Annotated in this window: 24 protein-coding genes and 1 pseudogene; 20 read left to right on the forward strand and 5 right to left on the reverse strand. The window is 68.7% G+C overall.

The window, feature by feature from the left end; translation table 11 throughout:
- Positions 1 to 366 precede the first annotated feature (366 nt).
- Positions 367 to 1,869 carry a serine/threonine-protein kinase gene (locus tag MYK68_RS08540; protein WP_247867491.1) on the reverse strand — a complete coding sequence of 501 codons (1,503 nt, stop codon included), beginning with the start codon at positions 1,867 to 1,869 and terminating at the stop codon, positions 367 to 369.
- An 82-nt stretch (positions 1,870 to 1,951) separates the two neighbouring features.
- On the opposite strand from MYK68_RS08540, the gene MYK68_RS08545 reads away from it, so the two are divergent.
- Entirely contained in the window at positions 1,952 to 2,662 is a 711-nt protein-coding gene (locus tag MYK68_RS08545; protein ID WP_247867492.1) for a hypothetical protein, read from the forward strand.
- Here the strand turns inward: MYK68_RS08545 and MYK68_RS08550 are convergent.
- From MYK68_RS08550 to MYK68_RS08560, 3 genes are all read right to left on the reverse strand, one after another.
- Positions 2,646 to 3,317: a hypothetical protein gene (locus MYK68_RS08550; protein ID WP_247867493.1), complete on the reverse strand. Its 672-nt coding sequence runs from the start codon at positions 3,315 to 3,317 to the stop codon at positions 2,646 to 2,648. The two genes, MYK68_RS08545 and MYK68_RS08550, sit on opposite strands and share 17 nt — an antisense overlap.
- Positions 3,318 to 3,375: 58 nt before the next feature.
- A complete protein-coding gene (locus MYK68_RS08555; RefSeq protein ID WP_247867494.1) occupies positions 3,376 to 4,434 on the reverse strand; it encodes a hypothetical protein in 1,059 nt (352 codons plus the stop codon).
- A gap of 74 nt (positions 4,435 to 4,508) precedes the next feature.
- A complete protein-coding gene (locus MYK68_RS08560) occupies positions 4,509 to 4,886 on the reverse strand; it encodes a hypothetical protein (protein ID WP_247867495.1) in 378 nt (125 codons plus the stop codon).
- Between the two features lie 282 nt (positions 4,887 to 5,168).
- On the opposite strand from MYK68_RS08560, the gene rpsP reads away from it, so the two are divergent.
- The 9 genes and pseudogenes from rpsP (at position 5,169) to MYK68_RS08610 (ending at position 11,715) form a co-directional block, all read left to right on the forward strand.
- The gene (gene rpsP, locus MYK68_RS08565; RefSeq protein WP_247867496.1) at positions 5,169 to 5,675 is read left to right on the forward strand and encodes a 30S ribosomal protein S16; all 507 of its coding nucleotides are present in this window, start codon (positions 5,169 to 5,171) and stop codon (positions 5,673 to 5,675) included.
- Positions 5,672 to 5,914: an RNA-binding protein gene (locus MYK68_RS08570; protein ID WP_247867497.1), complete on the forward strand. Its 243-nt coding sequence runs from the start codon at positions 5,672 to 5,674 to the stop codon at positions 5,912 to 5,914. The genes rpsP and MYK68_RS08570 overlap by 4 nt, the downstream gene beginning before the upstream one ends.
- A 22-nt stretch (positions 5,915 to 5,936) precedes the next feature.
- A complete protein-coding gene (gene rimM, locus MYK68_RS08575; RefSeq protein WP_247867498.1) occupies positions 5,937 to 6,515 on the forward strand; it encodes a ribosome maturation factor RimM in 579 nt (192 codons plus the stop codon).
- A gap of 4 nt (positions 6,516 to 6,519) precedes the next feature.
- Complete coding sequence (gene trmD, locus MYK68_RS08580) at positions 6,520 to 7,194, forward strand: tRNA (guanosine(37)-N1)-methyltransferase TrmD (protein WP_247867499.1); 675 nt, start codon at positions 6,520 to 6,522, stop codon at positions 7,192 to 7,194.
- 47 nt (positions 7,195 to 7,241) lie between these two features.
- Positions 7,242 to 8,462, forward strand: a complete 1,221-nt coding sequence (locus tag MYK68_RS08585) for a hypothetical protein (protein WP_247867500.1) — start codon at positions 7,242 to 7,244, stop codon at positions 8,460 to 8,462.
- Positions 8,463 to 8,627: 165 nt separating this feature from the next.
- Positions 8,628 to 8,969 (forward strand): 50S ribosomal protein L19, encoded by a 342-nt coding sequence (rplS, locus tag MYK68_RS08590; RefSeq protein ID WP_247867501.1) that lies wholly within the window; start codon positions 8,628 to 8,630, stop codon positions 8,967 to 8,969.
- 227 nt (positions 8,970 to 9,196) lie between these two features.
- Positions 9,197 to 9,790, forward strand: a complete 594-nt coding sequence (locus tag MYK68_RS08595) for a type 1 glutamine amidotransferase domain-containing protein (RefSeq protein ID WP_247867502.1) — start codon at positions 9,197 to 9,199, stop codon at positions 9,788 to 9,790.
- Positions 9,791 to 10,165: 375 nt separating this feature from the next.
- On the forward strand, positions 10,166 to 10,699 hold the full coding sequence (locus MYK68_RS08600) for an alpha/beta hydrolase fold domain-containing protein (protein WP_247867503.1): 534 nt from the start codon (positions 10,166 to 10,168) through the stop codon (positions 10,697 to 10,699).
- Positions 10,696 to 11,715, forward strand: a pseudogene (locus MYK68_RS08610) (ectoine synthase). Before MYK68_RS08600 ends, MYK68_RS08610 begins: the two are co-directional and overlap by 4 nt.
- Before the next feature lie 27 nt (positions 11,716 to 11,742).
- Here the strand turns inward: MYK68_RS08610 and MYK68_RS08615 are convergent.
- Positions 11,743 to 13,242 (reverse strand): FAD-dependent oxidoreductase, encoded by a 1,500-nt coding sequence (locus MYK68_RS08615; RefSeq protein WP_247867504.1) that lies wholly within the window; start codon positions 13,240 to 13,242, stop codon positions 11,743 to 11,745.
- Between the two features lie 188 nt (positions 13,243 to 13,430).
- Here MYK68_RS08615 and MYK68_RS08620 point away from each other — a divergent pair, with 188 nt between their 5' ends.
- The 10 genes from MYK68_RS08620 to MYK68_RS08665 all read left to right on the forward strand — a co-directional run bounded on the left by MYK68_RS08620 (position 13,431) and on the right by MYK68_RS08665 (position 22,247).
- A complete protein-coding gene (locus MYK68_RS08620) occupies positions 13,431 to 14,744 on the forward strand; it encodes an ISL3 family transposase (RefSeq protein WP_247864711.1) in 1,314 nt (437 codons plus the stop codon).
- A 64-nt stretch (positions 14,745 to 14,808) separates the two neighbouring features.
- Positions 14,809 to 15,381, forward strand: a complete 573-nt coding sequence (locus MYK68_RS08625; protein WP_247867505.1) for a CinA family protein — start codon at positions 14,809 to 14,811, stop codon at positions 15,379 to 15,381.
- Positions 15,382 to 15,446: 65 nt separating this feature from the next.
- Complete coding sequence (gene lepB / locus MYK68_RS08630) at positions 15,447 to 16,289, forward strand: signal peptidase I (protein WP_502798328.1); 843 nt, start codon at positions 15,447 to 15,449, stop codon at positions 16,287 to 16,289.
- A 16-nt stretch (positions 16,290 to 16,305) separates the two neighbouring features.
- The gene (locus MYK68_RS08635; RefSeq protein ID WP_247867982.1) at positions 16,306 to 16,965 is read left to right on the forward strand and encodes a ribonuclease HII; all 660 of its coding nucleotides are present in this window, start codon (positions 16,306 to 16,308) and stop codon (positions 16,963 to 16,965) included.
- Complete coding sequence (locus tag MYK68_RS08640) at positions 16,962 to 17,273, forward strand: DUF2469 domain-containing protein (protein WP_247867507.1); 312 nt, start codon at positions 16,962 to 16,964, stop codon at positions 17,271 to 17,273. Before MYK68_RS08635 ends, MYK68_RS08640 begins: the two co-directional genes overlap by 4 nt.
- Before the next feature lie 300 nt (positions 17,274 to 17,573).
- Positions 17,574 to 18,740, forward strand: coding sequence for a hypothetical protein (locus MYK68_RS08645; protein ID WP_247867508.1), 1,167 nt, complete (start codon positions 17,574 to 17,576; stop codon positions 18,738 to 18,740).
- Positions 18,741 to 18,855: 115 nt separating this feature from the next.
- The gene (locus MYK68_RS08650) at positions 18,856 to 19,260 is read left to right on the forward strand and encodes a YraN family protein (RefSeq protein ID WP_247867509.1); all 405 of its coding nucleotides are present in this window, start codon (positions 18,856 to 18,858) and stop codon (positions 19,258 to 19,260) included.
- Between the two features lie 37 nt (positions 19,261 to 19,297).
- Entirely contained in the window at positions 19,298 to 20,782 is a 1,485-nt protein-coding gene (locus MYK68_RS08655) for a YifB family Mg chelatase-like AAA ATPase (protein ID WP_502798329.1), read from the forward strand.
- Positions 20,779 to 21,924: a DNA-processing protein DprA gene (gene dprA / locus MYK68_RS08660; RefSeq protein ID WP_247867511.1), complete on the forward strand. Its 1,146-nt coding sequence runs from the start codon at positions 20,779 to 20,781 to the stop codon at positions 21,922 to 21,924. The genes MYK68_RS08655 and dprA overlap by 4 nt, the downstream gene beginning before the upstream one ends.
- Entirely contained in the window at positions 21,921 to 22,247 is a 327-nt protein-coding gene (locus MYK68_RS08665; protein WP_247867512.1) for a hypothetical protein, read from the forward strand. Before dprA ends, MYK68_RS08665 begins: the two co-directional genes overlap by 4 nt.

Here is a 22,247-nt window from a genome sequence, read left to right on the forward strand (position 1 = left end):
CAGGGGTGCCGATTGATCCGGTATGCATGCTGATCGTCTGGACGAACGCGTCGTCGGGGCACTCCTGACCGAAGCAGACGGCATAGTCGCCTGCGCCTCCAGAGAAGAACGGCAACCTGGAGTGCGGGACGCTGAGGGTAGCCGTCAGTGAGCCGTGGTCGATCGTCGCTCGCCAGCGGCATGCGGGGTAGCCCGGGACCGAGGGCTCGGCCGCGGTGAGTGAAGAGTCGTCGAAGCCGTGATCGGTGAGTAGATCAGGGGCGACGGAGCGGCACCGCTCGTCCGGAAGCGGCGGGTCCGACGATGCACACGCGCAGACGAGGAGGAACGCGGCGACCGAACACGTCGCGGCAATACCTCTCGCTGTCATGACGGCGCCGGTCTGGTCAACTTCAACTCCTCCAACCGTGCGAGCGCCGTGGTCAGATGGACGCAGTCCTCGGAGTCATCGTGCCCCAAGAGATTGAGGTATCCGACCTCTGACCGGTATCCGACCAGGCACGTTCTCGTAGAGCCCGTGCCTTCTCCAGAGTAGTAGATGTCCAGTCGCCGGTTCGCAGGACCAGACGACACGTCGTTCGGGCGTTCCGCCGAGTACCCGATGACGAGAGTCTGCATGCCGTCGACACCGGGGACGCTCGCCGGAAACTCGCATCCGCGCCCCACCCGGCTGTTGTCAGCCGGTTCGGTCTTCACGCGCGCGACGCCGATGAACGGTGGATCTGTCGCCGCCTGGGCCGCGGTCCAGACCGTCTGGCACAGTTGGTTCGCGGCCACGGCCCGGGCATCGTCATCACCACCACTGGTGCCGTTGGTGGCGCCGTTCCAGAGTATGAGCGCGACAGCTGCGGCGACCGCGGCAAGTACTGCCGCCCCACCGCCGATGATCGCCGCCCTGTGCAGGTTGGCACTCGACGCGTGTTCGTGGTCGGGCGGGATGGTGTCGTCGTAAAGATCGCGGGCAGGGCGGTTGTCGACGTCGGGCGCGGCCTCGTGCTCGACACCTGCCGCGTCGGCTAGGGCCGCTGCGAATGCGCCGCACGACGGATACCTGTCGGCCGGGTTCTTCGCCATGGCCTGCACCAGGACGTCGTCGACGGCGCGCGGCACGTCGGCCAGCCGAGATGCCCGCGGCGGGTCGGTGACGAGCTGCGCACGGACCTGGGCGGCGATCGAATCGGCGACGTACGGCGCGCGGCCCGTAAATAAGGTGAAGACAGTGCAGGCGAGTGAATATTGATCCGACGCGGGAACCGGCGGAAGGCTGCGGAGTAGTTCCGGTGCCGCGTAGCCGAGGGTGCCGGTGATCGCATCGGTGTATGTCGAATCGCCGAGGCCGACGGCCTTGGCGATACCGAAGTCGGAGAGCACCGCGCGTGCGACAGCACCGTCGGGCGCGATCGTCACCAGGACATTGCTGGGTTTCACATCACGGTGAACCACGGACCTGCTGTGTGCGTAGTCGAGCGCCGAGGCGATCTGGACGGCGATCGTGGCGATAGTCGGCGGCGTCAGCAATTCCGGCCGGGAGGCGCTCAGATTGGACGCCGACGTGCCGGCGACATACTGGAGGGCGAGCCACAGCCGATCGGCGGTCTGCCCGTGTTCGAGCAGTCGCACGATGTTGGGGTGATCGAGCTGGGTAAGTAGGTCGCATTCGCGTTGGAAGAGTCGACGGCGGTGCGGTGTCAGCCCGTGCGGGCGGATCACCTTCAAGGCGGCGCGGCCGCCAGAGGGATCGGTCGCGAAGTAGACGTCGGCCATGCCGCCGGATCCGATCAACCGCTGGGGCCGCCAGCTGCCGAAGCGGCCGTGCTTATCGATGGTGCCGGCGCGTGGATCGTCGGACGACGGTGGTGGCGGATTCACGGATTCCTCGGATGGCTGGATAGGTTGAGCATAAAAGCGACTGGGTCGTCAGGTGATAGCCTGGCGCGAGGGAGGTCGAGAGATGACCGTGCAGGGGACACGAATCGACGATCTGGCGGGCACAGTGCTGCCGATCGGGCGGGACCGGGTATTCACCATCGGCCGGCTGGGTGACCTACGGCTCGATCACAACCCTCGCCTGCACCGCCGGCTGCTGACGGTCTTCTGGCACGACCGCATGTGGTGGATGGAAAACGTCGGTCAGTGGATACCGGTGCGGGTATCGAGCCCGGCGGCGGGGCTCAGTCACATCCTCGGCCCCGGTGACACGATGGTGGTGAACCGCGAGGAGACCCGACTGGTCTTCGATGCGGGGGAAACCACCTATGAACTGGCCCTGTTCGTCGACCTGTCGCCGCGACCTCAGCCGGAGGTGGCCGAACTTCTCGATGGCACCACCACCGACGGCCCCGGCGCCCTGAACGCCGAGCAGATCCAGCTCCTCCTCGCCCTGTGTGAGCCGATGCTGCGCAACGCCGGGGTCAGCCTTTCGGCCATTCCGTCGACGGGCGAGATCGCGGAGCGGCTGGGCTGGTCGACTGCCAAGGTCGGCCGCAAGCTTGACTACCTGTGCCTCAAGCTCGGTGAAGCCGGGGTCCCGGGGCTGCTCGCCGATGGGGGTCGGCCCGCCTCGACCCGCCGCGCCGACCTCGCCGAGTGGGCGATGGCGACCAAGGTGGTCACGCCAGCGGATCTGGTGGCGATCGACCGATTGCTCACGACCAGCCATTAGTCACGTCCGGGCGTTCGGCGGAGCCGGAGTATCGCGGTGCCCGGCGGGTCACGGTTTCGGCGAAGAACTCGCTGGTCCCCGGAAGCCACATGCCCACGACGATCAGCGCCGACCACACGAAGGGGAGCACGCTGGTGATTCCGACGATCCCGAGCAGGGCTGCGATGATCGTGGCGACGATGCGGGCCCAGTTGCGGCCGCGGCCCACCGCCGTGGAGACGACGATTAACCCGAGTCCGAGCAGTGCCAGCACCGTGCCGATGGCGATGGCGATGGCGACGATCGATTCGATGTCGTCGCCGCTGAGCCGGTCCTGATACTCCTGGAGCAGGTTCTGAATCGGCGTCGATGCGCGGAACGACGGCGAGTTCTTCCACATCACCCCGGCGGCCACGGTGAGGAGGCCGAGCACGAACAGGGTGATATTGCCGATCTGCTGAAGGACCACCGAAGCGGTGACGTAGCCCGGGCGGACCCGCACCGGTGCCGCGGTGGCGCGATCGCCGGCCCCGTAATGCGCGGGCGCCGCCGCGAACGGGTCCGGCGGTGGTCCGGCAGGTGGTCCCGACGGGGGCTGGGCGCTGTCGGGGATGGGTGAGGTGGGAGGTGCGTCGTATTGCTCGGCGAATGAGAATCGGCGATGTGGGTCGGTCACAGCAATGTCCTTGGGGGTCGGGTTGGGTGCAGGTCGGCGAAGTGGTCGGGATACCCAGTCAGCTGAGCGGTGCTTCCACCCACCCCACCTCGTCGATTTCGAAGCCGTCGTCCTCTGAGGCCTCGTTGACGCAGACCAGATCGTCGCGGAAGCGCGTGCACCGGACCTTGTCGTTGCCGACCGTCAGCAGCACGGTCTGCCGGCGATCGAGCGTGATCCGGTCGCTGACGGTGGGAAGGTCCGACGGTGCGGTCACGCACGTCGGCGACGAACTCCAGATGAGTCTGGTTCCCGTCGCTGCGGAAGTGTTCGCGCCGATCGGTCCCGTGTGGTCGTCGCAGCCGGGAAGCTCGTTGGTGAGCTCACGGCCACCGATGTCGCACATGAGCTTGTCCGAGTACACGACGCAGTAGTTGTCCCCGGCTTCGATGGTGACGTTTCCGCTCGCGGTGTAGTCGGGTTCAGTGGTGGATTCGGCTGCTTCTGGGATGGTCATCGCGACGTCGGTCGTGGTGGTGGTCTCGGTGACGGTGTCGACCGCGGTGGTGCTGCCCGGTGCCGCGCTGGAGTGGTCCCCGCCGCCGTGGAGAACCAGGAATCCGATGAGCGCGACGGCCAGCAGACCGGCGATGCCCGCCGCCACGAGGAGCGGACTCGGGATCGCTCGGCGACGCCCCGCCGGTGCGTGCACCGGCGCGGCGATCAGCGCCACGACCTCGTCGATTCCCGGCGAGGGAACCGCGCCGAGCGCATCGAGGAACGTCCCGGCCTGTTCGACGGGGAGATTCTGCAAGGCCCCGAACAGCTGGGCCTGGGCGAGTGCTCCGATCTGCGCCGGACCGTCTGCGGCGGCCAATGCCGTGAGCGCTGGGAGGGACTGTGGATCCGCCGCCGCCGTGGCGGCGGCGACGGCCGCGGGCGTCACCACGGTCCCGTCGACGATGAGCCCCTCTTCGATCGCGAATGATCGCCCGTGCGGGACGACCAGCGCCGCGACGGTCGCGGTGCCCGCCTCATCCAGCGCGGCGACGAAGCTATCCAGTGCAGAGAACGAACCGAGCACGTGCCCGGCCACGGCAAGAAAGCGCGGGATGGAATTGGCGGAAGTGGTAGCCATCAATGGCGTCCTTCGGTATCGAGTGGTCGCGCTGGTTCTGCCAGCGAGGTGGACGGGTTACCGAACGCGAGCGGTCAACGCCGGAGCCGGGCGACGGCGTGTCCGACCGGGATACCGAAGCCGTACGCCGGTCCCTGGTAGACACCGCGGCCCGTCCGGTTGAGCACGTATCGCGAGCCGGCGCCGTCGTCGATGTATCCGCCGCGTGGGGTGTGGACGAAGCGCTGGCGCGTGCGCTGGTTGCCGTAATGCCAGGTGGCCGTGTTGCCCTTGATCACGATGACCGCCCGGCTCGTGGGCGGCCCGCCGTAGAACGGCGTCATACTGAAGTTGTAGGCGCCCTCGGGGACTCGCGCCGACGCGTCGCCTGCGGCCTGGGCGGTTCCCGCCACGGCGGCCACCGCCACCGTCGCTCCGGCGATCGCCATACGGATCTTCTGGGCAGTCTTCATCGGGCACTCCTGGGGTTGATTGTTTGACTGGATCCGAACGTTAGGCCGCGGTCGCGGGTCGGGAAATGGGTTGCGCGCCCCATTGCGTGAGCGGTCGCTACCGATCTTGCGCGGTCGCTGGCCGGAGGATTTTGGGCCGCCATGAACTCTCTGGCAGAATGGCCGGTTGGTTCGCCGGAACCGGCCACGGCCGACCGGCGGTCACCCCGTAAGAGATCGCAAAACCGGATCCGCCACTCCCGTGCGGATCGCTGAATTGCGCTGTGACATGAAGGATTTCACATGGCTGTCAAGATCAAGCTCACCCGTCTCGGCAAGATCCGCAACCCCCAGTACCGCGTCGTCGTCGCCGATGCCCGCACCCGTCGTGACGGTCGTGCCATCGAGACCATCGGCAAGTACCACCCGAAGGAAGAGCCCTCGCTGATCGTGATCGACTCCGAGCGCGCGCAGTACTGGCTCGGTGTCGGCGCCCAGCCGACCGACGCCGTCCTGAACCTGCTCAAGGTGACCGGTGACTGGCAGAAGTTCAAGGGCCTGCCGGGCGCCGAGGGCACCCTGAAGGTCGCCGAGCCGAAGCCGACCAAGCAGGAGCTGTTCGCCGCCGCGCTGGCCGCCGCCGACAACGAGCCGGTCGCCGAGGCCACCACCGCCAAGAAGAAGCCCGCCAAGAAGGGTGCCGTCGAAGAGGTCGCGGAGAAGGTCGAAGAGGCCGTCGAGGCCGCGGTCGAGAAGGCCGAAGAGGTCGTCGAGAAGGTCGCCGAGGCCCTGGCGGGCGACGACAAGTGAGTGCCGTCATTGCCGACGCCGTCGAGCACCTGGTGCGCGGCATCGTCGCCAATCCCGACGACGTGCGCGTCGAGCTCATCACCGGCCGTCGCGGCCGGATGATCGAGGTGCACGTGAACCCGGAGGACCTCGGCAAGGTGATCGGCCGCAACGGCCGGACCGCCACCGCGCTGCGGACCCTGGTCGCCGGCGTCGGCGGCCGCGGGATGCGCGTCGACATCGTCGACACCGACCGCTGACCGGCTCGCGAGGACACCGTCGATGGATCTGGTGATCGGCCGTGTGGCCAAAACCCACGGTGTGCGCGGTGAACTCGTCGTCGATGTGCGCACCGACGACCCCGGCGAGCGTTTCGCCGTGGGCACGGTGCTGCGCGGCCGCGCCCCCAAGGGCGGCGGCGAGAAGAACTACACGGTGACAGCCGCCCGGCCTCATGCCGGGCGGCTGCTCGTGTCCCTGGCGGGCGTCGGCGATCGCACCGCCGGTGACGCGCTGCGCGGCACGCTGTTCCTGATCGACGCGGCCGACGTCGACTCCGGCGACGACCCGGACGAGTTCTACGACCACGAGCTGATCGGCCTGCCGGTCAGCACGGTCGACGGTGACGCGGTCGGCGAGATCGCCGACGTCCTGCATCTGCCCGGCGGCGAGATCCTGTCGGTGATGACGCCCGCGGGCGCCGAGGTCCTGATCCCGTTCGTGACTCAGATCGTGCCGACGGTGAGCCGTGAGGGCGTCGTGGTCGATCCGCCCGAGGGACTGCTTGACCCTTCGACAGGCTCAGGGGGCGAGGCGACAGGCTCCGAGGGCGAAGCGACAGGCTCGGGAAGCGCGGGGTAGCGGCGTGCGGATCGACGTCGTCACCATCTTCCCGGAATATCTGGACCCGATGCGGGTCGCGCTGCTCGGTAAGGCCATCGACGCCGGCGTTCTCCAGATCGGCATTCACGACCTGCGGGAATGGACGCACGACGTCCACCGCAGCGTCGACGACCAGCCGTACGGCGGCGGCCCCGGCATGGTGATGAAACCCGAGGTCTGGGGTCCGGCGCTCGACGCAGTGTGCCCCGACGAGGCACTGCTCGTGGTGCCGACCCCGGCCGGCGTGCCGTTCACCCAGGCGACCGCGGAGCGGTGGAGCACCGAGGAACATCTGGTGTTCGCGTGCGGCCGCTACGAGGGCATCGACCAACGGGTGTTCGACGACGCCGCGCTGCGTGTCCGCGTCGAAGAGGTGTCCCTGGGCGACTTCGTGCTGATCGGCGGTGAGGTCGCGGTGCTCGCCATGGTCGAGGCCACCACGCGGCTGATCCCCGGCGTGATCGGGAATCCGCAGTCGCACCGGGAGGACTCCTTCTCCGACGGCCTGCTGGAGGGCCCGAGCTATACGCGCCCGAAGGTGTGGCGCGACCTGGAGGTGCCGCCGGTACTGCTCTCCGGCGACCACGCGAAGGTCGCCGCCTGGCGGCACGAGCAGTCCCTCGAACGAACCCGCGAGCGTCGCCCCGATCTGCTCTGAGACCGCGTGTCATGGAACCGGACGGACGCCCGCTGCGTCTAACCGTCATGACACCGCGCTCCGATTGGTTCGTCGAACTCGGCGCCGTGCTGGGCCGCCTCGATTCGATGGATCCGGGTGGCGCGGCCGCGGACGGCGCCGAACTCGCCAGAATCGCGTCGGCCGCCGGTCAGATCGCCGGCCGGCTGGCCGGTAGATTCTCCCAGGTCGACGGGCTGGCGGGAGACGGAGCAGTCGGTGCCGATACGGCCGGGCTGAGCCTCGGCGATCAGGTCCAGGGCGCGGCCCAGGGACTCGAACCCGCCCACGGTGCCCTCACCAGCGGTGCGCAGGCGCTCATGATGTCGACCGCATCGCGGGCACAGATCGTGGCTCTCTGGGCGTTCGGGAACCGCACCGGGCAACCCGAATTCGTCACCAAGGCCTCGGTGTCGTCCCTGATGACCGGGGTCTACAGCGAACCGATCGGCGGGCACGCGGACGGGCTGCACCCGGCCGCGCCGCCACCGGTACGCGGACTCGGGCCCGCCGCCGCGGTGCCCGATGCGGGCGGCGCCGCACCGTCGCCCGCGACCGTGGTCCCGGCCGGCACGGCGCCCGCGGCCCCGGCGCCCACCGCCGGGGACCTGGAACGCAAGGCCGCGGTCACGCCCGGCACCGGTGTGCACCGGGGCGGCGGAGACCCCACGCCGTCCCCGCGATCGGAGAACACTCCAGCCCCGGCCGGCGGGGCGCCCGGACCTGACCGGCGCGGCGGCACGCGGACCACCGCGCCCCCGGCCGGTTCGGTGCCGCCGGGCACGCGGCCGGTCACCTCGGGGCCGCCCGCCGGGGGTCGTCCCGCGCCGGTCGGCGGCGGGGGTCGTGCGGTACCCGTCGTCGTCCCGCCGGTACCGGCCGTTCCACCCGGTTCCGGGGCGCTGCCGCGCGGCGGCGGGCCGGTGCCGTCCACCTCGCCGTTGTCGCCGGCGGCTCCCTCACGGACGGCACCGCCGGTGGCCGGGCCGGGTACCGGAGGACCGGGCGGCCGGAACGGGTCGTCGCCGATGTCCCCGGCGGCCGGGCGCGGCGGCGCCCGGGAGGACGACAAGCGGCGGACACCGGACTACCTGCTCTCGGTGCACGAGGCGGTCGGCCTGATCGGCCCGTTACCGCTGGCCGGACCAGCGGTGCTGGGCGAGACGGCCGTCGCCGCCGGGGACGCCGCTCCCGCGCCGGGCACGCCGACCAGGGACCGCGACGGCCAGGATCTCGACTTCACCCTCTGACACGGCGATTTCACCGGCGCGGCGTCGTCTGGCAGAATAGAGCGCTGTTGCCCGCTCCCGGTGGGCATCGACCATTGACTCGGGCACGAACCGGTCGGTCCCCGCGCGGCTTCGCCACGATCGGGGCGCCAGGTTCCTCTGCACCACTCACCGATTGGATCCACCATGAACACCCTCGACTTCCTCGACAAGCAGTCCCTCCGCGACGACATCCCGGAGTTCGCTCCCGGCGACACCGTCGACGTCCACGTGAAGGTCATCGAGGGCTCCAAGGAGCGCATCCAGGTGTTCAAGGGCGCTGTGATCCGTCGCCAGGGCGGCGGCATCCGCGAGACCTTCACCGTGCGCAAGGTGTCGTTCGGCGTGGGCGTGGAGCGCACCTTCCCGGTGCACAGCCCCAACATCGCCAAGATCGACGTCCTGACCCGCGGCGACGTGCGCCGCGCCAAGCTGTACTACCTGCGCGACCTGCGCGGGAAGGCAGCGAAGATCAAGGAAAAGCGCTGACCTGCGCAGACGCTGCATACCTGATCGCCTGCTCCAAGGCCGGAGTGCGAATCAGGTTGAGCGGGCTGATCTGACAGCTCTTCGAAGAGCCCCGGAATCAACGGTTCCGGGGCTTTTCGCATCGCCGCCTGAGTGGCGAGCGTGCCGACAGAGCCGGTCGATGTTTCACCGGTGCTGCGACAGGCTACTCCGGAAGAGTGCAGTGACCACCGCCGAGAGGAGACGGCATGACAACCCCCGGCCCCCGGTACCGGAATTCGGCGAACCAGACCCCGCCAGGCCGGCCGCTCGATGGAGCAGTCGTCGCGATCCTCGCCACCGACGGCGTCGAAGAGGTGGAGTTGACGCAACCGCGCGACGCGGTCGACAGGGCGGGCGCGCGCACCGTTCTGGTATCGCTGCGGCTCGGCGCGATCCAGGCCATGAACAACGATGTGGAACCGGCGGGCCGATTCCACGTGGACCGGGCGGTCGCGGACGTCTCGGTCGCGGACTTCGACGCCCTGCTTCTTCCCGGCGGGACGACCAACCCCGATAAGCTCCGGCAGGACGCGCGCGCCGTCGACTTCGTACGAGGGTGTATGCGCGCGGACAGACCGACCGGGGTGATCTGCCACGGGCCGTGGACGCTCGTCGAAGCGAACGTCGTCGCGGGGCGAACCCTGACCAGCTACCCGAGCGTTCGCACCGACATCCGGAATGCGGGCGGCGACGTGGTCGACGGCGAGGTGGTCGTTGACGGGACGTTGGTGTCCAGCAGAGGTCCGGCCGATCTGCCCGCCTTCTGTGCCACGATCGTTGAAGAATTCGCCGACGGATAGGCATCCCATGGTCTCCGCCCGTGCGAAGCTGTTCATCCTGCGGCTGCATCTGCAACGCAGCAGCCGGTTCTACGCCGACCCCGTCACCATGCGCAGACGGTCGCCCGCGCACCAGTCGCCGCGCCGAGCACGGCCGCCGAACTGGATGGAGCGCCGCTACCGGATCGAGCACTCGGCAATACACGGCCACGCCTGTTACACGGTGTCGCCGCGGCGCGGAATCCGCTCGGATCTGCATGTCTTCCACATGCATGGAGGGGGATTCGTCGAGTCGCCGGAGCCGCACCACTGGCGGTTCGCCGCTCGCCTCGTCGATCGTCTCGGCTGCCGATACACCTTGCCGCGCCTCGTCACGACCATTCGACCATCGTGCCGATGGTCGAGCAGGCCTATCAGCGGACGATGGCCGGAACCGACCCGAGGGACCGGCTCGTCATCGGCGACTCGGCCGGCGGTACGCTCGCGCTCCTGCTGACCCGGCATCTGCGCGAGCAGAATCTCGGACAACCCGCCGGGATCGCACTGTTGTCACCGTGGATCGACCTCGCCACCGATGACTCCCTGTCACGGGAGATCGATCCGGTGGACCCGGAACTCGGAGTCGACGGCCTGCGGCAGGCGGGACGATGGTTCGCGGGGCAGCGTGCGCTCGACGATCCCGTGGTGAGTCCCGCGTTCGGCGACCTCGGTGGCTCGCCGCCGGTGACGGTGTTCATCGGCGATCGCGACATCCTGCTGCCGGACGCTCGCCGTATCAAGAGTCTCGGTGACGCGGCCGGCGTCGAAGTGGATCTGCACGAGTACCCCGGAATGTTCCACAACTGGATCATGCAGCCGATCCCGGAAGGCCGACGGGCCGTCGGCCAGTTGCTCGATTTCATCGCTACCACCGAGAGGAAGATTCCATGATCGTCCGAACGACAGAGGAGATCACCGGTACCGATCGCCAGACGAACGGGGAGAACTGGGTGTCCAAACGCATCATCCTGTCCGACGACGACGTCGGCTTCTCATACCATGAGACCACCGTCGAACCGAACACCGAGACGCCGCTGCACTATCCCGACTACATCGAGGCCGTCTGGCTGATCGACGGTTACGGGGCTCTGGTCGACCACGACAATCACCGCACGTATTCGCTCGCGCCGGGGACGATGTACTTGCTCGACGGGCATGAACGGCACTCGATCATCGCGACGACCCGGCCGCCCGACAGCAGATTCGGCTATCTCTCCGACGTGCTGCCGACCGCGTGGCAGGCGGTCGAGTATGCCGATATCCCCGAAGGCGGTTCGCTTGCCGTCATCGGCCTCGGCCCGATCGGTGATATGGCCGCGCGGATCGCTGCACATCGCGGCGTCCGGGTGATCGGTGTCGAACGGGTGCCGGAGCGTCTGGCCCGCGCGCGATCGCGTGGTCTGTAGACCGTGTCGTGCCAGGACGATGTCGTCGCATCGATCAGAGACAAGACATCAGGCAGGGGAACGGATGCCGTGATCGACGCGGTCGGCATGGAGGCGCACGGCTCGCCAATGACGAAATCCGTGCAACACGCCGCCCGAATGCTCCCGGACGCCGTCGGCCGCTGGGTCGACGGGAGATTCGGAGTCGATCGCATGTCGGCGCTACACACCGCCTTCGACGTCGTCCGGCGAGGAGGGACGGTGTCCGTCTCCGGCGTCTACGGCGGTGCGCTCGATCCGGTACCCATGTTCAAGCTTTTCGACAAGCAGGTCCAGATCCGGATGGGACAGGCGAACGTGAAGAGGTGGACCGGCGCGATCATGCCGCTGCTCACCGACGAGGATCCGTTGGGGGTCGACGGCTTCGCTTCCCACGAGTTGCCGCTCGCCGAAGCTCCGGGCGCGTATGCGAAGTTCCAGGCCAAGGCCGACGGCTACGTCAAAGTCGTTCTCCGGCCTTGACTCACGGGGGCGAGCGCGGGGCACCCGTCACCTGGGCGGCAGCGGCCGTGTCGCGGGCCCCTCGAGAACGTCTCCGCGGCGATCGAACCGAGAACCGTGCAATGGGCAGTCCCACGTGTGCTCGGCGTCGTTCCAGTGCAAGGCGCCGAACAGATGGGTACACACCGGGACCACAGACGATGTCTCCCCGGCGACCGTGCACACACCACGCGGACCGATTCCGTCACGTCCGATCGATCCCGAGCCCTCCCGCGGATGTTGGTCGACCGTCCCGATCAACCGGGCGTAGCCGCGCAACAGGCTGAGGCCGGCCTTGGCGTTGACACGGGCCGCCGAGGGGATCGACGCCAATTCTGCGTGGCGCCACGGCCGGAGACTGTCCGCCCACGGCCGTCGATCACCCAATAGGATCCCGGACAGGGCGAGCGCGGCGGCGACGCCATTCGTCATGCCCCACTTGGCGAAGCCGGTCGCGACGAGGAGGGACTCATCGCCGGGGAGAATCGGGCCCACGTAGGGCAGTTCATCGATGGATTCGTAGTCCTGTGCGGACCAGCGCGCGATCGGCTGCGCAGACGGGAACCAGTGCCGCGTCCACGCGATCAGATCGTCGGCGTGTCGTCGTTCCGATTGTGTCCGGCCCACATCGTGGCCGAAACCACCGACGAGAAGAACGGTCTCGTCGGGGTGTCCCGGGCGCGGAGCCGTCCGGAGCGACACCGTCGGATCGTCGACTCCCAGGTACATGTCGCCGGGGATGACACCGGAGACGGTGAACGCGGCCGCATACGAACGGTGCGCGGAGAGCCGGGCGAAGAATCCCCCACGGGAGAGGACGGGCGTGCCGGTGGCGAGCACGACCGAACCCGCGGAAAGTATGCCGGCCTCGGTATCTATCCGATAGTCGTCACCACGCAGGCTCACGCGTCGTGCCCGGACGCCTTCGGCGACGGTGCCGCCGTGCCCGGCGATGTCCTGCGCCACGGTCCGCAGCAACGGCAGCGGATCGATCTGCGCCTGGTCCGCGAGGTGTACGGCCGTGCGGACCGGGAAGGGCAGTGCCGGGCAACTCGCTCGAAACACATCGAGGCCGGCGGCACGGCAGGCCCGGTACTCCTGCCCGGCCTTCTCGGCGCCGGTGACGCTGCATGCATAGGTCACCGCCGTCGCACGCTGTACCGTGACGTCATGCCGCTCGCAGTAGTGCAGCAACCACTCGTGGCCCTGACGGTTGGCCTCGACGTAATGCCGCACCGCCTCCGGGCCGTGGTGCCGACCGATCGACGACAGCCTCGTGCCCTGCAACAGCGATACCTTGCCGGTGGTGTTCCCGGTCGCGCCGGCGCCGAGGTGCCGTGCCTCGATCACGGCCACACTGCGTCCGGCGCATGCGAGCAGCAGCGCGGTGGTCAAGCCGGTCAGGCCGCCGCCCAGGACCACATGGTCGTACCGGCGGCCGTTGAGATCGGGCGGCGGCTTTTCAGTGTCCGGAGCGGAGCCTTCACCGTACGTCCACAGGGATGCCATGGCGCGAGGAGTACCCGCATCGGAGGCGCGTCAAACCTCCCGCGGGTCTCAGCCGAAGTATGCCGGCTCTTCAACTCTGAGAGTGCGTAGGTGGGATCTGGGCTGACCGGGCGTGGGCACAAGATGTAGGCGGGTCCTGGGTGTGAAGATGGAAGTTCCTACACACCCATTTTCACGCCACAGGACCCATGAGCGAGCTTACTGCCGATGTTGCTGACACGATCTGCCGAACCGTCGAGCTGGGGGTGACGATCACCGGCGCCGCTGTCGATGCCCGCGGCCGCACGCACTTGTGGTGCCGGGTGCTGCAGGCCGATCGGCATTGTCCGGGCTGTCAGATCGCCGGCGACCTGCGTGATCACGCCGACCGCGTGCTCACTGATGTGCCGATCAGCGGCCATCCTGTTGTTCTGCATGTCGCGGTGCCCCGGTTCGTGTGCCGTACCAGCGACTGCCCACGAACGATCTTCCGCGGCGGGATCGATCATGTCGCCGCGCCCCGGGCCGTGGTCACCGCCCGGACCACACGCTGGATCCTGCAACGCATCGCGATCGACAAGATGAGCGTGAAAGCGGTGGCCACAGCGCTGGGCCTGGCGTGGAAGACAGTCAACGCGATCGCCGTGAGTGCGGCCCGGGCCCTGGTCTACGACGGCGGCCACCTCGACGGTGTACGGCACCTGGGCGTCGATGAGCACAAGTGGAAACACGTTCGCGGACAAGGAGACCCGAGCTTCGTGACCGTTCTGATCGACTTGACGCCCGTGGTCGAGGGCACCGGCCCGGCTCGGCTGCTGGACATGATCGGCGGCCGGTCAGCGCAGGTCCTCAAAGACTGGATGAACACTCGTGACCAGCGATTCCGCGACCGGATCACAGTCGTGGCCATGGACGGATTCACCGGCTACAAGACCGCCACCAGCCAGGAACTCCCCGCCGCCCGGGTCGTGATGGACCCGTTCCACGTCGTCGCGCTGGCCGGAAACAAGCTCGATCTGTGCCGCCAACGCGTTCAGCAGCAGACATGCGGGCACCGCGGACGCGCCGGTGACCCGTTGTACACGATCCGCCGGATCCTGCACACCCGTACCGGGTTGCTCACCGCCAAGCAGAAGATCCGGTTGTACGAGTCGCTGACCAGCCATGACGCGCACGTCGCGGTCGAGATCACCTACCAGGTGTATCAGCAGCTGATCGCCGCCTACCAGCACCCGCAGCGCCGCGAGGGCAAGAAACTGATGTGGAAGGTCCTCAAACGCATCCAGACCGGACTCCCCGCCGGGCTAGCCGAACTCGCCCAACTCGGGCGAAGTCTCTGGAAACGCCGCGCCGACATCCTGGCCTACTTCGATACCGGAGTCTCCAACGGACCCGTCGAAGCCATCAACGGCCGCCTCGAACACCTCCGCGGAATCGCCCAGGGCTTCCGCAACCTCGACCACTACATCTTGCGATCCCTCCTGCACTCCGGTCAGCTCGCCGAACACATCAACGCACTCTGAAAGGCGAAGAGCCAGTATGCCTCGATCGGTGGAGCGTCGGCCCGGCGGGAATGACGGTGGCCGCATGAGGACGCCGGCTGGCTCGTCTGATACCGGCGAGGCGGCGCGGCCAGAAAGCCGACTGCCCACCGACGCCGACGTCCGGGAGCTCTGTCGCATACTTGCTGACGGCGTCGGAGAGCGCCGGATCGCCGTCGCCGAATCTCTCACCGGTGGCAACCTCGCGGCTCACTTGAGTCGTGCGCCCACATCGGGCGAGTGGTTCCGTGGCGGAATCGTCGCCTATCACCGTGATGTCAAGCACGAACTTCTCGCCGTACCCGCAGGCCCGGTGGTGTCGCAGATCGCCGCCAGACAGATGGCGAGTCGTACGGCCGCGCTGCTGGGCGCCGACATCGTCGTCGCTGTGACCGGGGAGGCGGGTCCGGAAGGTCAGGAGGAATCGCCGGGCATCGTGTGGTTCGGTGTCTACGACCGCGGCGAGGTCAGTGCAGAACGGCGAGAATTCGAGGGCGATCCGGAGGAGATCCTCGCTGCGACGGTGAACGAGGCCTTGCGGATCCTGGTCGCCGGTGTCTGTGGCCCGGACGGATGGCCGCAGCGTAGCGTTTACACGCATCGAGCGGACCCGCGCTAACCTGGTTTCTCGTGAGCGACTTCGAGGGCGGCAACAGCGGACCCGGTGATCGGTCCCCGGATGAGGTGCCACCGTCGGGGCGCGCGGAGCGGCGGCCGGCCGGTGACCGGGCGGACGATGCCCAGGCCGTCAACGATGGGACCGCCGCCGCCGAGACCGTCAGCGACCGGGACAACGAAGAGAACCAGAAGGAGGCCGGCCGCAAGGGCGGGCTCCTCCGCGAGATCGCCATCGTCATCGGCATCGTGCTGGCTCTGATGTTCGTGGTGAACACCTTCTTCTTCAGGCAGTACGTGGTGCCGAGCGAGTCGATGGAACCGACCCTGCACGGCTGCACCGGCTGCACCAACGACCGTATCGTCGTCGACAAGATCAGCTATCGGTTCTCCGATCCGAAGCCGGGCGACGTCGTCGTCTTCAAGGCACCGAGCGATTCGTGGGATCGCGGCTGGAATTCGCCGCGCTCGGGCAATCCGGTGATCCACAAGATCCAGGACGTGCTGTCCTGGTTCGCCCTGTCGCCGCCGAATGAGAACAACCTGGTCAAACGGGTGATCGCCACCGAGGGGCAGACCGTGGAATGCCACGCGGCGGACGGCAAGGGTGTGACGGTCAACGGTAAGTCGCTGCGCGAGCCGTACATCGACAAGAACCTGCAGAACGCGCAGTACACCGATGACGGCACCGGCGGGGGCAGCTGTTACGGCGATGACTTCGGGCCGGTCACCGTGCCGAAGGGCAACGTCTGGGTGATGGGCGACAACCGCTCGGATTCGGCCGACTCCCGGTACCACATGGACGACGAGTTCCACGGCACGGTGCCGGTCAAGGACATCCGCGGCAAGGTCCGCTTCATCATCTATCCGTTCTCCCGGTTCGGCGGTGTCGACGCGGTCGATCCGCAGTAGGCGAGTGGTGGCGACCGTGTCGGCCACCCGCTGGCCACCGCGCACGACGGTCCGCCGGGCCGCGGCGCTGCGCACCCTGGAGTTCACCCTCGACCGGTCCGGTCTCGGGCCGGTCGCCGGGGTCGACGAAGCCGGGCGCGGGGCCTGCGCCGGGCCGCTGGTGGTGGCCGCGTGCATCCTGGGGCCGACGCAGCTCAAATCGCTGGCCGACCTGGACGACTCCAAGAAGCTCAGTCCCGCCACCCGGGACCGGCTGTACGACGCGGTGCACCGCTACGCGGTCGCCACCAGCGTCGTGGTGATTGAGGCGGATGAGATCGACCGGATCGGTATCCACGTCGCCAACATCCGCGGCATGCGGCAGGCCGTCGCCGGCCTGCCGGTGCGGCCCGGTTATGTGCTGTCCGACGGCTTCGGGGTACCCGGGCTGACCGCGCCGTCGCTCCCGGTCATCGGCGGCGACGCCAGCGCGGCGTGCATCGCGGGCGCGTCGATCCTGGCGAAGGTGACGCGCGACCGGATCATGGCCGGGCTCGACGACGTGCACACCGGCTACGATTTCGCCGTCCACAAGGGCTACAGCACGGCCCACCACATGGCGTGTCTGGACCGGCTCGGACCGTCGCCGGTGCACCGGATGTCGTACCGAAACGTCCGCGATAGGCTTGTCGAATGAGCGCTGAGGACCTTGAGAAGTACGAAGCCGAGATGGAGCTGTCCCTGTACCGCGAGTACAAGGACCTGGTCGGCCAGTTCTCCTACGTCGTCGAGACCGAGCGGCGGTTCTACCTGGCCAACGGCGTCAACCTGATCCCGCGAAACAACGAGGGCGAGGTCTACTTCGAGATCCACCTGACCGACGCCTGGGTGTGGGACATGTACCGGCCGGCGCGCTTTGTGAAGCAGGTCCGGGTGGTGACGTTCAAGGACGTGAACATCGAGGAACTCGAGCGCGCCGAACTGCGTCTGCCCGACGAGCCGTAGGGTCAGCTGCGGTCGATCCGGATTGTGCTGTTTCTCTGAATCGGGTGGTTGTGTTCGTCGGTTCGGTGTACATACCCGGCCTCGTTCCGGCGATAGGATTCGCCCGTGAATAGTGTGTGGAAATCGTTGGGATCACGGTCTGGAGTTCGAATGCAGGCCCGGGTCGCCGGGAGTCTGCTGGGGGCGGTGGTGCTCGCAGTCGGTGTGACGGCGTGCGGCGGGGCGCAGTCCGGGACCGCGGTCAAGTCCGGTTCCACGGCGGTCCAGCATACGACCACCGGGGAAACGAGCACCTCGGCGGTGCCTGCGTCGGTCGCCGTCGATTCAGGGGAGCCGATGAAGGGCGACCGGGTAGTGAAATGGGGGCAGTTCGTCAGCGGCTGCTATCCGCGCGTTGAACGCAAGGATCAGAACGGTGTGATCAAGACGTTCTTGCCCAAGACCGGGGACTTCACGTCGATCTCAATGCCGCCGCAGGCCCCGGGCGACAGCTCATACACCCAAGTGTCATGCGATCTCGGCGGGACTCCCGAGCACCCCGTGATCGCCGTCCTGCGATCCAATTCCACGCCAGGCAGCGGTCTGAACTCGGAGCGCCCGCACTGCGATCTGGCGGTGATCTCGATCCCGGATGGCAAGGTCGTCGCGCAACGTGACATCTACAGCGAATCGGGCAAGCAATGCCAGATGACCCTGTACGCCTCGCCGTCGACGGTGCTGGTGGCGGGAGCAGGCGGGGATGGCGAGTCGACGTATGATCGCGTGCTGTCACTGGCCGACCTGCATCCGCTGTGGGACACCCGGGGCCGCGACGGACACTTCGAGCACCCATACGATGACGGATACATGTCTGACACCGCGCCGATGTCGCGCATCTCCGGTGGGTCCGACGGACTCGTAGACCTGCGCACCGGGAAGGTGATCGCGCAGGGCACGTACGAATTCACACCGCTGCGCGGTACGACATATTTCCAGCATCACTGCGAGAACGGGACAAACTGCGGAACTGCCGACATCATCGATCCGGCGGGGAAAGTTCTGGCGACGGTGCCGAGTCTGGGATCGATGACGGTGGGGGAGAAAATGCTCGCGGTGTGGGGCGCGCGATCGCCCGCCGGCGGCGGCACGCAGATCCCCGAGTTCGCGACTTACGACCTGACCACCGGGAAGATTCTGGTCGATCTCAAGGGTGACGACGCGGCGAACCTGAACATCAACGGACTCTCCATCTACGGCTACGACCTCTATCTGACCGAGGAGAGCGCGGCATCGGGGAAGCAACGGGTGGTGGTCGACGGGAAGACCGGCAAGACCGATGACGCCCGGACGCCGTTCAGCATGATCCCGCTGGCCGCGCTGAACGGCGGCTGGACCGTGAACTTCGATGTCGACAAGCCGAACGGCTACTGGGACTGTGCCGTGCCGTCGATTCAGCTCGGGTGTTACCTGGAGCTCACGCACGGATAGCACTGTTCGCGGGCCGTCAAGGGGGTGAGGTGCGGCCCTGTGGACAACCATCGTTGTCCACAGGGCCGCACGCATCGGTGGTGACAGGGCCGGTGGCCGGCCTCATCCTCGATCCATGGGGGAAATCGCAGAGCGCCGCGACCGGCGTGGACAAGTGGGTCGGCTCGGTGAGGATCTGGCCGCGGACCATGTCGCCGGGCTGGGGTGGCGGATCCTGGACCGGAACTGGCGGACGCGGTACGGCGAGCTCGATCTGATCGCCGCGGACGGGACCACGCTGGTGATCGTCGAGGTGAAGACGCGGGCATCGCGGACCTTCACCGATCCGGTGGCCGCGGTGACCGCCGACAAGCTGCGGCGGATGCGGCTGCTGGCGCGGCAGTGGCTCGCCGCGCAACCGCCGGGGGCGCCGTGGTGGGAGATCATCCGGTTCGACGTCGTCTCGATCCAGCTCGATCTCGACCGGCCCGGCGATCGGTCACTCGCGCGGCTGACCCATCACACCGGGCTCGTGGACTGAAGGCGGAGTCATGCGAGTCGTGGGCAACGTGCATTCGATGGGACTGGCCGGGATCGTCGCCGCGCCGATCGAGATCCAGGGCAACATCGCCTCCGGACTGCCGGGCGTGACGATCAGCGGCAGCGTGGACGGATCGCTGCGCGAGGCGAAGGACCGGGTGCGCGCGGCCGTCGTGAACTCCGGGTTCAAGTGGCCGGAGATGAAGGTCACGATCGCGCTGGCACCGGCGCAGACCCGCAAGGAGGGTTCGGGCTTCGACCTCGGGATGGCGCTGGCCGTGCTGATCGCCGACGGACTCGCCACGGAGGTCTCGCTCGAGACGACCGTATTCCTCGGCGAGCTCGCGCTCGACGGCCGGGTGCGACCGGTCCGCGGGGTACTGCCACTGCTGCTCGCTGCGCACGACGCCGGCTTCCGGCGGGCCGTCGTCCCGGTGGCGAACACGCGGGAGGCGGCCCTGGTCGAGGGACTGGACATCGGCGGGGCGCAGTCGCTCTCGCACGTGGTGGCCTGGCTCTCCGGCGAGGCCGCCCTCGACGCCGTCGAATCCGGTGACGCCGGGTGCCCGCCGCCGGTGCCCGACATGGCCGACGTGGTGGGGCAGGCGCAGGCCCGGCACGCCCTCGAGGTGGCCGCGGCCGGCGGCCACCATGTCCTGATGACCGGGCCGCCGGGTATCGGGAAGACGATGCTCGCTTCCCGGATTCCGGGAATCCTGCCGCCGCTGGAGCCCGCCGAGGCACTGGAGGTGACCGCGATCCACTCGATCGCCGGGACGCTGCCGCCGCACCACCCGCTGATCACCGTCCCGCCGTTCGTCGCCCCGCACCACGGCCTGTCGATGACGGCGCTGCTCGGCGGCGGCACCGGGATGGCGCGCCCCGGGGCCGTCTCTCGCGCCCACCGCGGGGTGCTGTTCCTGGACGAGTGCGCCGAGATGGGGCCGAAGGTGCTCGACGGCCTGCGCCAGCCGCTGGAGGAGGGCCGCGTCAAGATCAGCCGCCGCGACGGCGACGCCGTCTACCCGTCGCGGTTCCTGCTGCTGCTCGCCGCCAACCCGTGTCCGTGCGCGCCGGCGCACGACGTCGACTGCGTCTGCACGTCGATCGTCCGGCGCCGCTACCTCGGTAAGCTGTCCGGTCCACTGATGGACCGCATCGACATCCGCGTGCAGATGGAACCACCCGGCAGCACCATGCTGCTCAGCGCGCGCGGGGAGCCGAGCGCGACCGTCGCGCAACGGGTGGCCCAGGCGCGCACCCGGGCCCGGGAACGATGGCGTGAACGCGGATGGCTCACCAACGCCGAGGTACCGGGCAGTGCCCTGCGCCAGGACTTCCCGCTGGCCCGTGAGACGCTGGCGCCGATCGAGCGTTTTCTGCGCGAGGGCCGGGTGACGGCCCGCGGTGCGGACCGCGCTTTACGGCTGGCGTGGACCCTGTGTGACCTGCGCGCGGGGGAGCGGCCCGGGCCCGACGACGTCGCCCAGGCGCTGATGTACCGCGATCGGGAGTTCCGGTGAGCACGCCCGACGAGGCCGAGCGACGGGCCTGGGCGTACCTGTCGGCGGTGGCCGAACCGCCCTGCGCGCCGTTGATCGCGCTGGTCGCCCGGCACGGCGCCGTCGAGACGGCGCGGATGGTGAAGGCCCAGAGTCTGCCCGCGCGCCATGCGGCGGTGCGGACCGCCACCGCCGCCCGGGCCGCGGTGGACCGCGGCGCCGCCGACCTCGATACCGCCGCGCGGCTCGGCGCCAGGCTCGTCACGCGCGACGACGACGAGTGGCCCGCCTGGTCACTGCTCGCCCTGGACACCGCGAGCACGGCGGCGCGCGGCGGCACCCCGCTGGCCCTGTGGGTCCGGGGCGCGCGGCCGCTGGAGTCGTTCACGCAGTCGGCGATCGGCGTGGTGGGGGCGCGGGCGTCGTCGTCGTACGGCGATCACGTGGCGGGCCGGCTCGGCGGGGACCTCGCCGCACAGGGCTGGACGGTGGTCTCCGGCGGGGCCTACGGAATCGACGGCGCCGCGCACCGGGGCGCGCTCGGCGCGGGCGGCCCGACGCTCGCGGTGCTGGCCTGCGGTATCGACCGCGACTATCCGGCCGGACACCACAGATTGCTCGCCGAGATCGCGTCGCACGGACTGCTGATCACCGAGTACCCGCCCGGCACGACCGCCGCCAAGCACCGCTTCCTCACCCGGAACCGGTTGGTGGCGGCACTGTCCGGGGCGCTCGTGGTGGTCGAGGCGGGCCGTCGTTCGGGTGCGGCGAACACCGCGGCATGGGCGCGGCATCTCGGCCGGCCGCTCGGGGCGGTGCCCGGTCCGGTCACCTCGGCGACCTCGGTCGGCTGTCACCAGATGATCGCCGACGGCGACGCGGCCCTGGTGTTCGACGCGGCATCGGTGCTGGCCCTGGTCGAGGTGGACGGGCACGACAGTCACGTTCCGGCACCGCCACGCCCGACGGACGGCCTGCCGCCCGCTCAGTTCGAGGTGCTCGAGGCGCTGCCCGCCCGCGCCGGCCGCACGGTCGACGAGATCGCCGTCGCCGCCGCCCGGCCCGCCGACGAGGTCCGTGTCGCGCTGGCGATGCTGGAAGTGCGGGGACTCGTCGAGACCGCCGCCGGGACCTGGCGGCTGGCGCGGGGCGGCCGGTCGTGAACGCGCAGGTGTGGGTCACCCTGATACTCGGTGTGTCGGCCACCGCCGGTGTACTGGCGACGCTCTGGCAGCGGCAACGATCCGAGGAACGCGATCGTGCCCAGCGCGCGGAGTACGACTCCCGGAGTGAATGGTGGAAACGCTACGAGTGGGCGGTGGAACAGGCGTACGCCACTGACGACCGTGGGCGGCAGTTGCTCGGACTCGATGTGCTCACCGAGTTGCTTGATTCATCGCTGGCGACTCGGAGCGAATGGGGAGTCATCCGGGTGCTGGTGATGCATCCCGGGATCGGGCAGAATGGCGAGCGGAGAGGGCATTGA

Source organism: Gordonia sp. PP30 (assembly GCF_023100845.1).
Lineage (GTDB): Bacteria > Actinomycetota > Actinomycetes > Mycobacteriales > Mycobacteriaceae > Gordonia.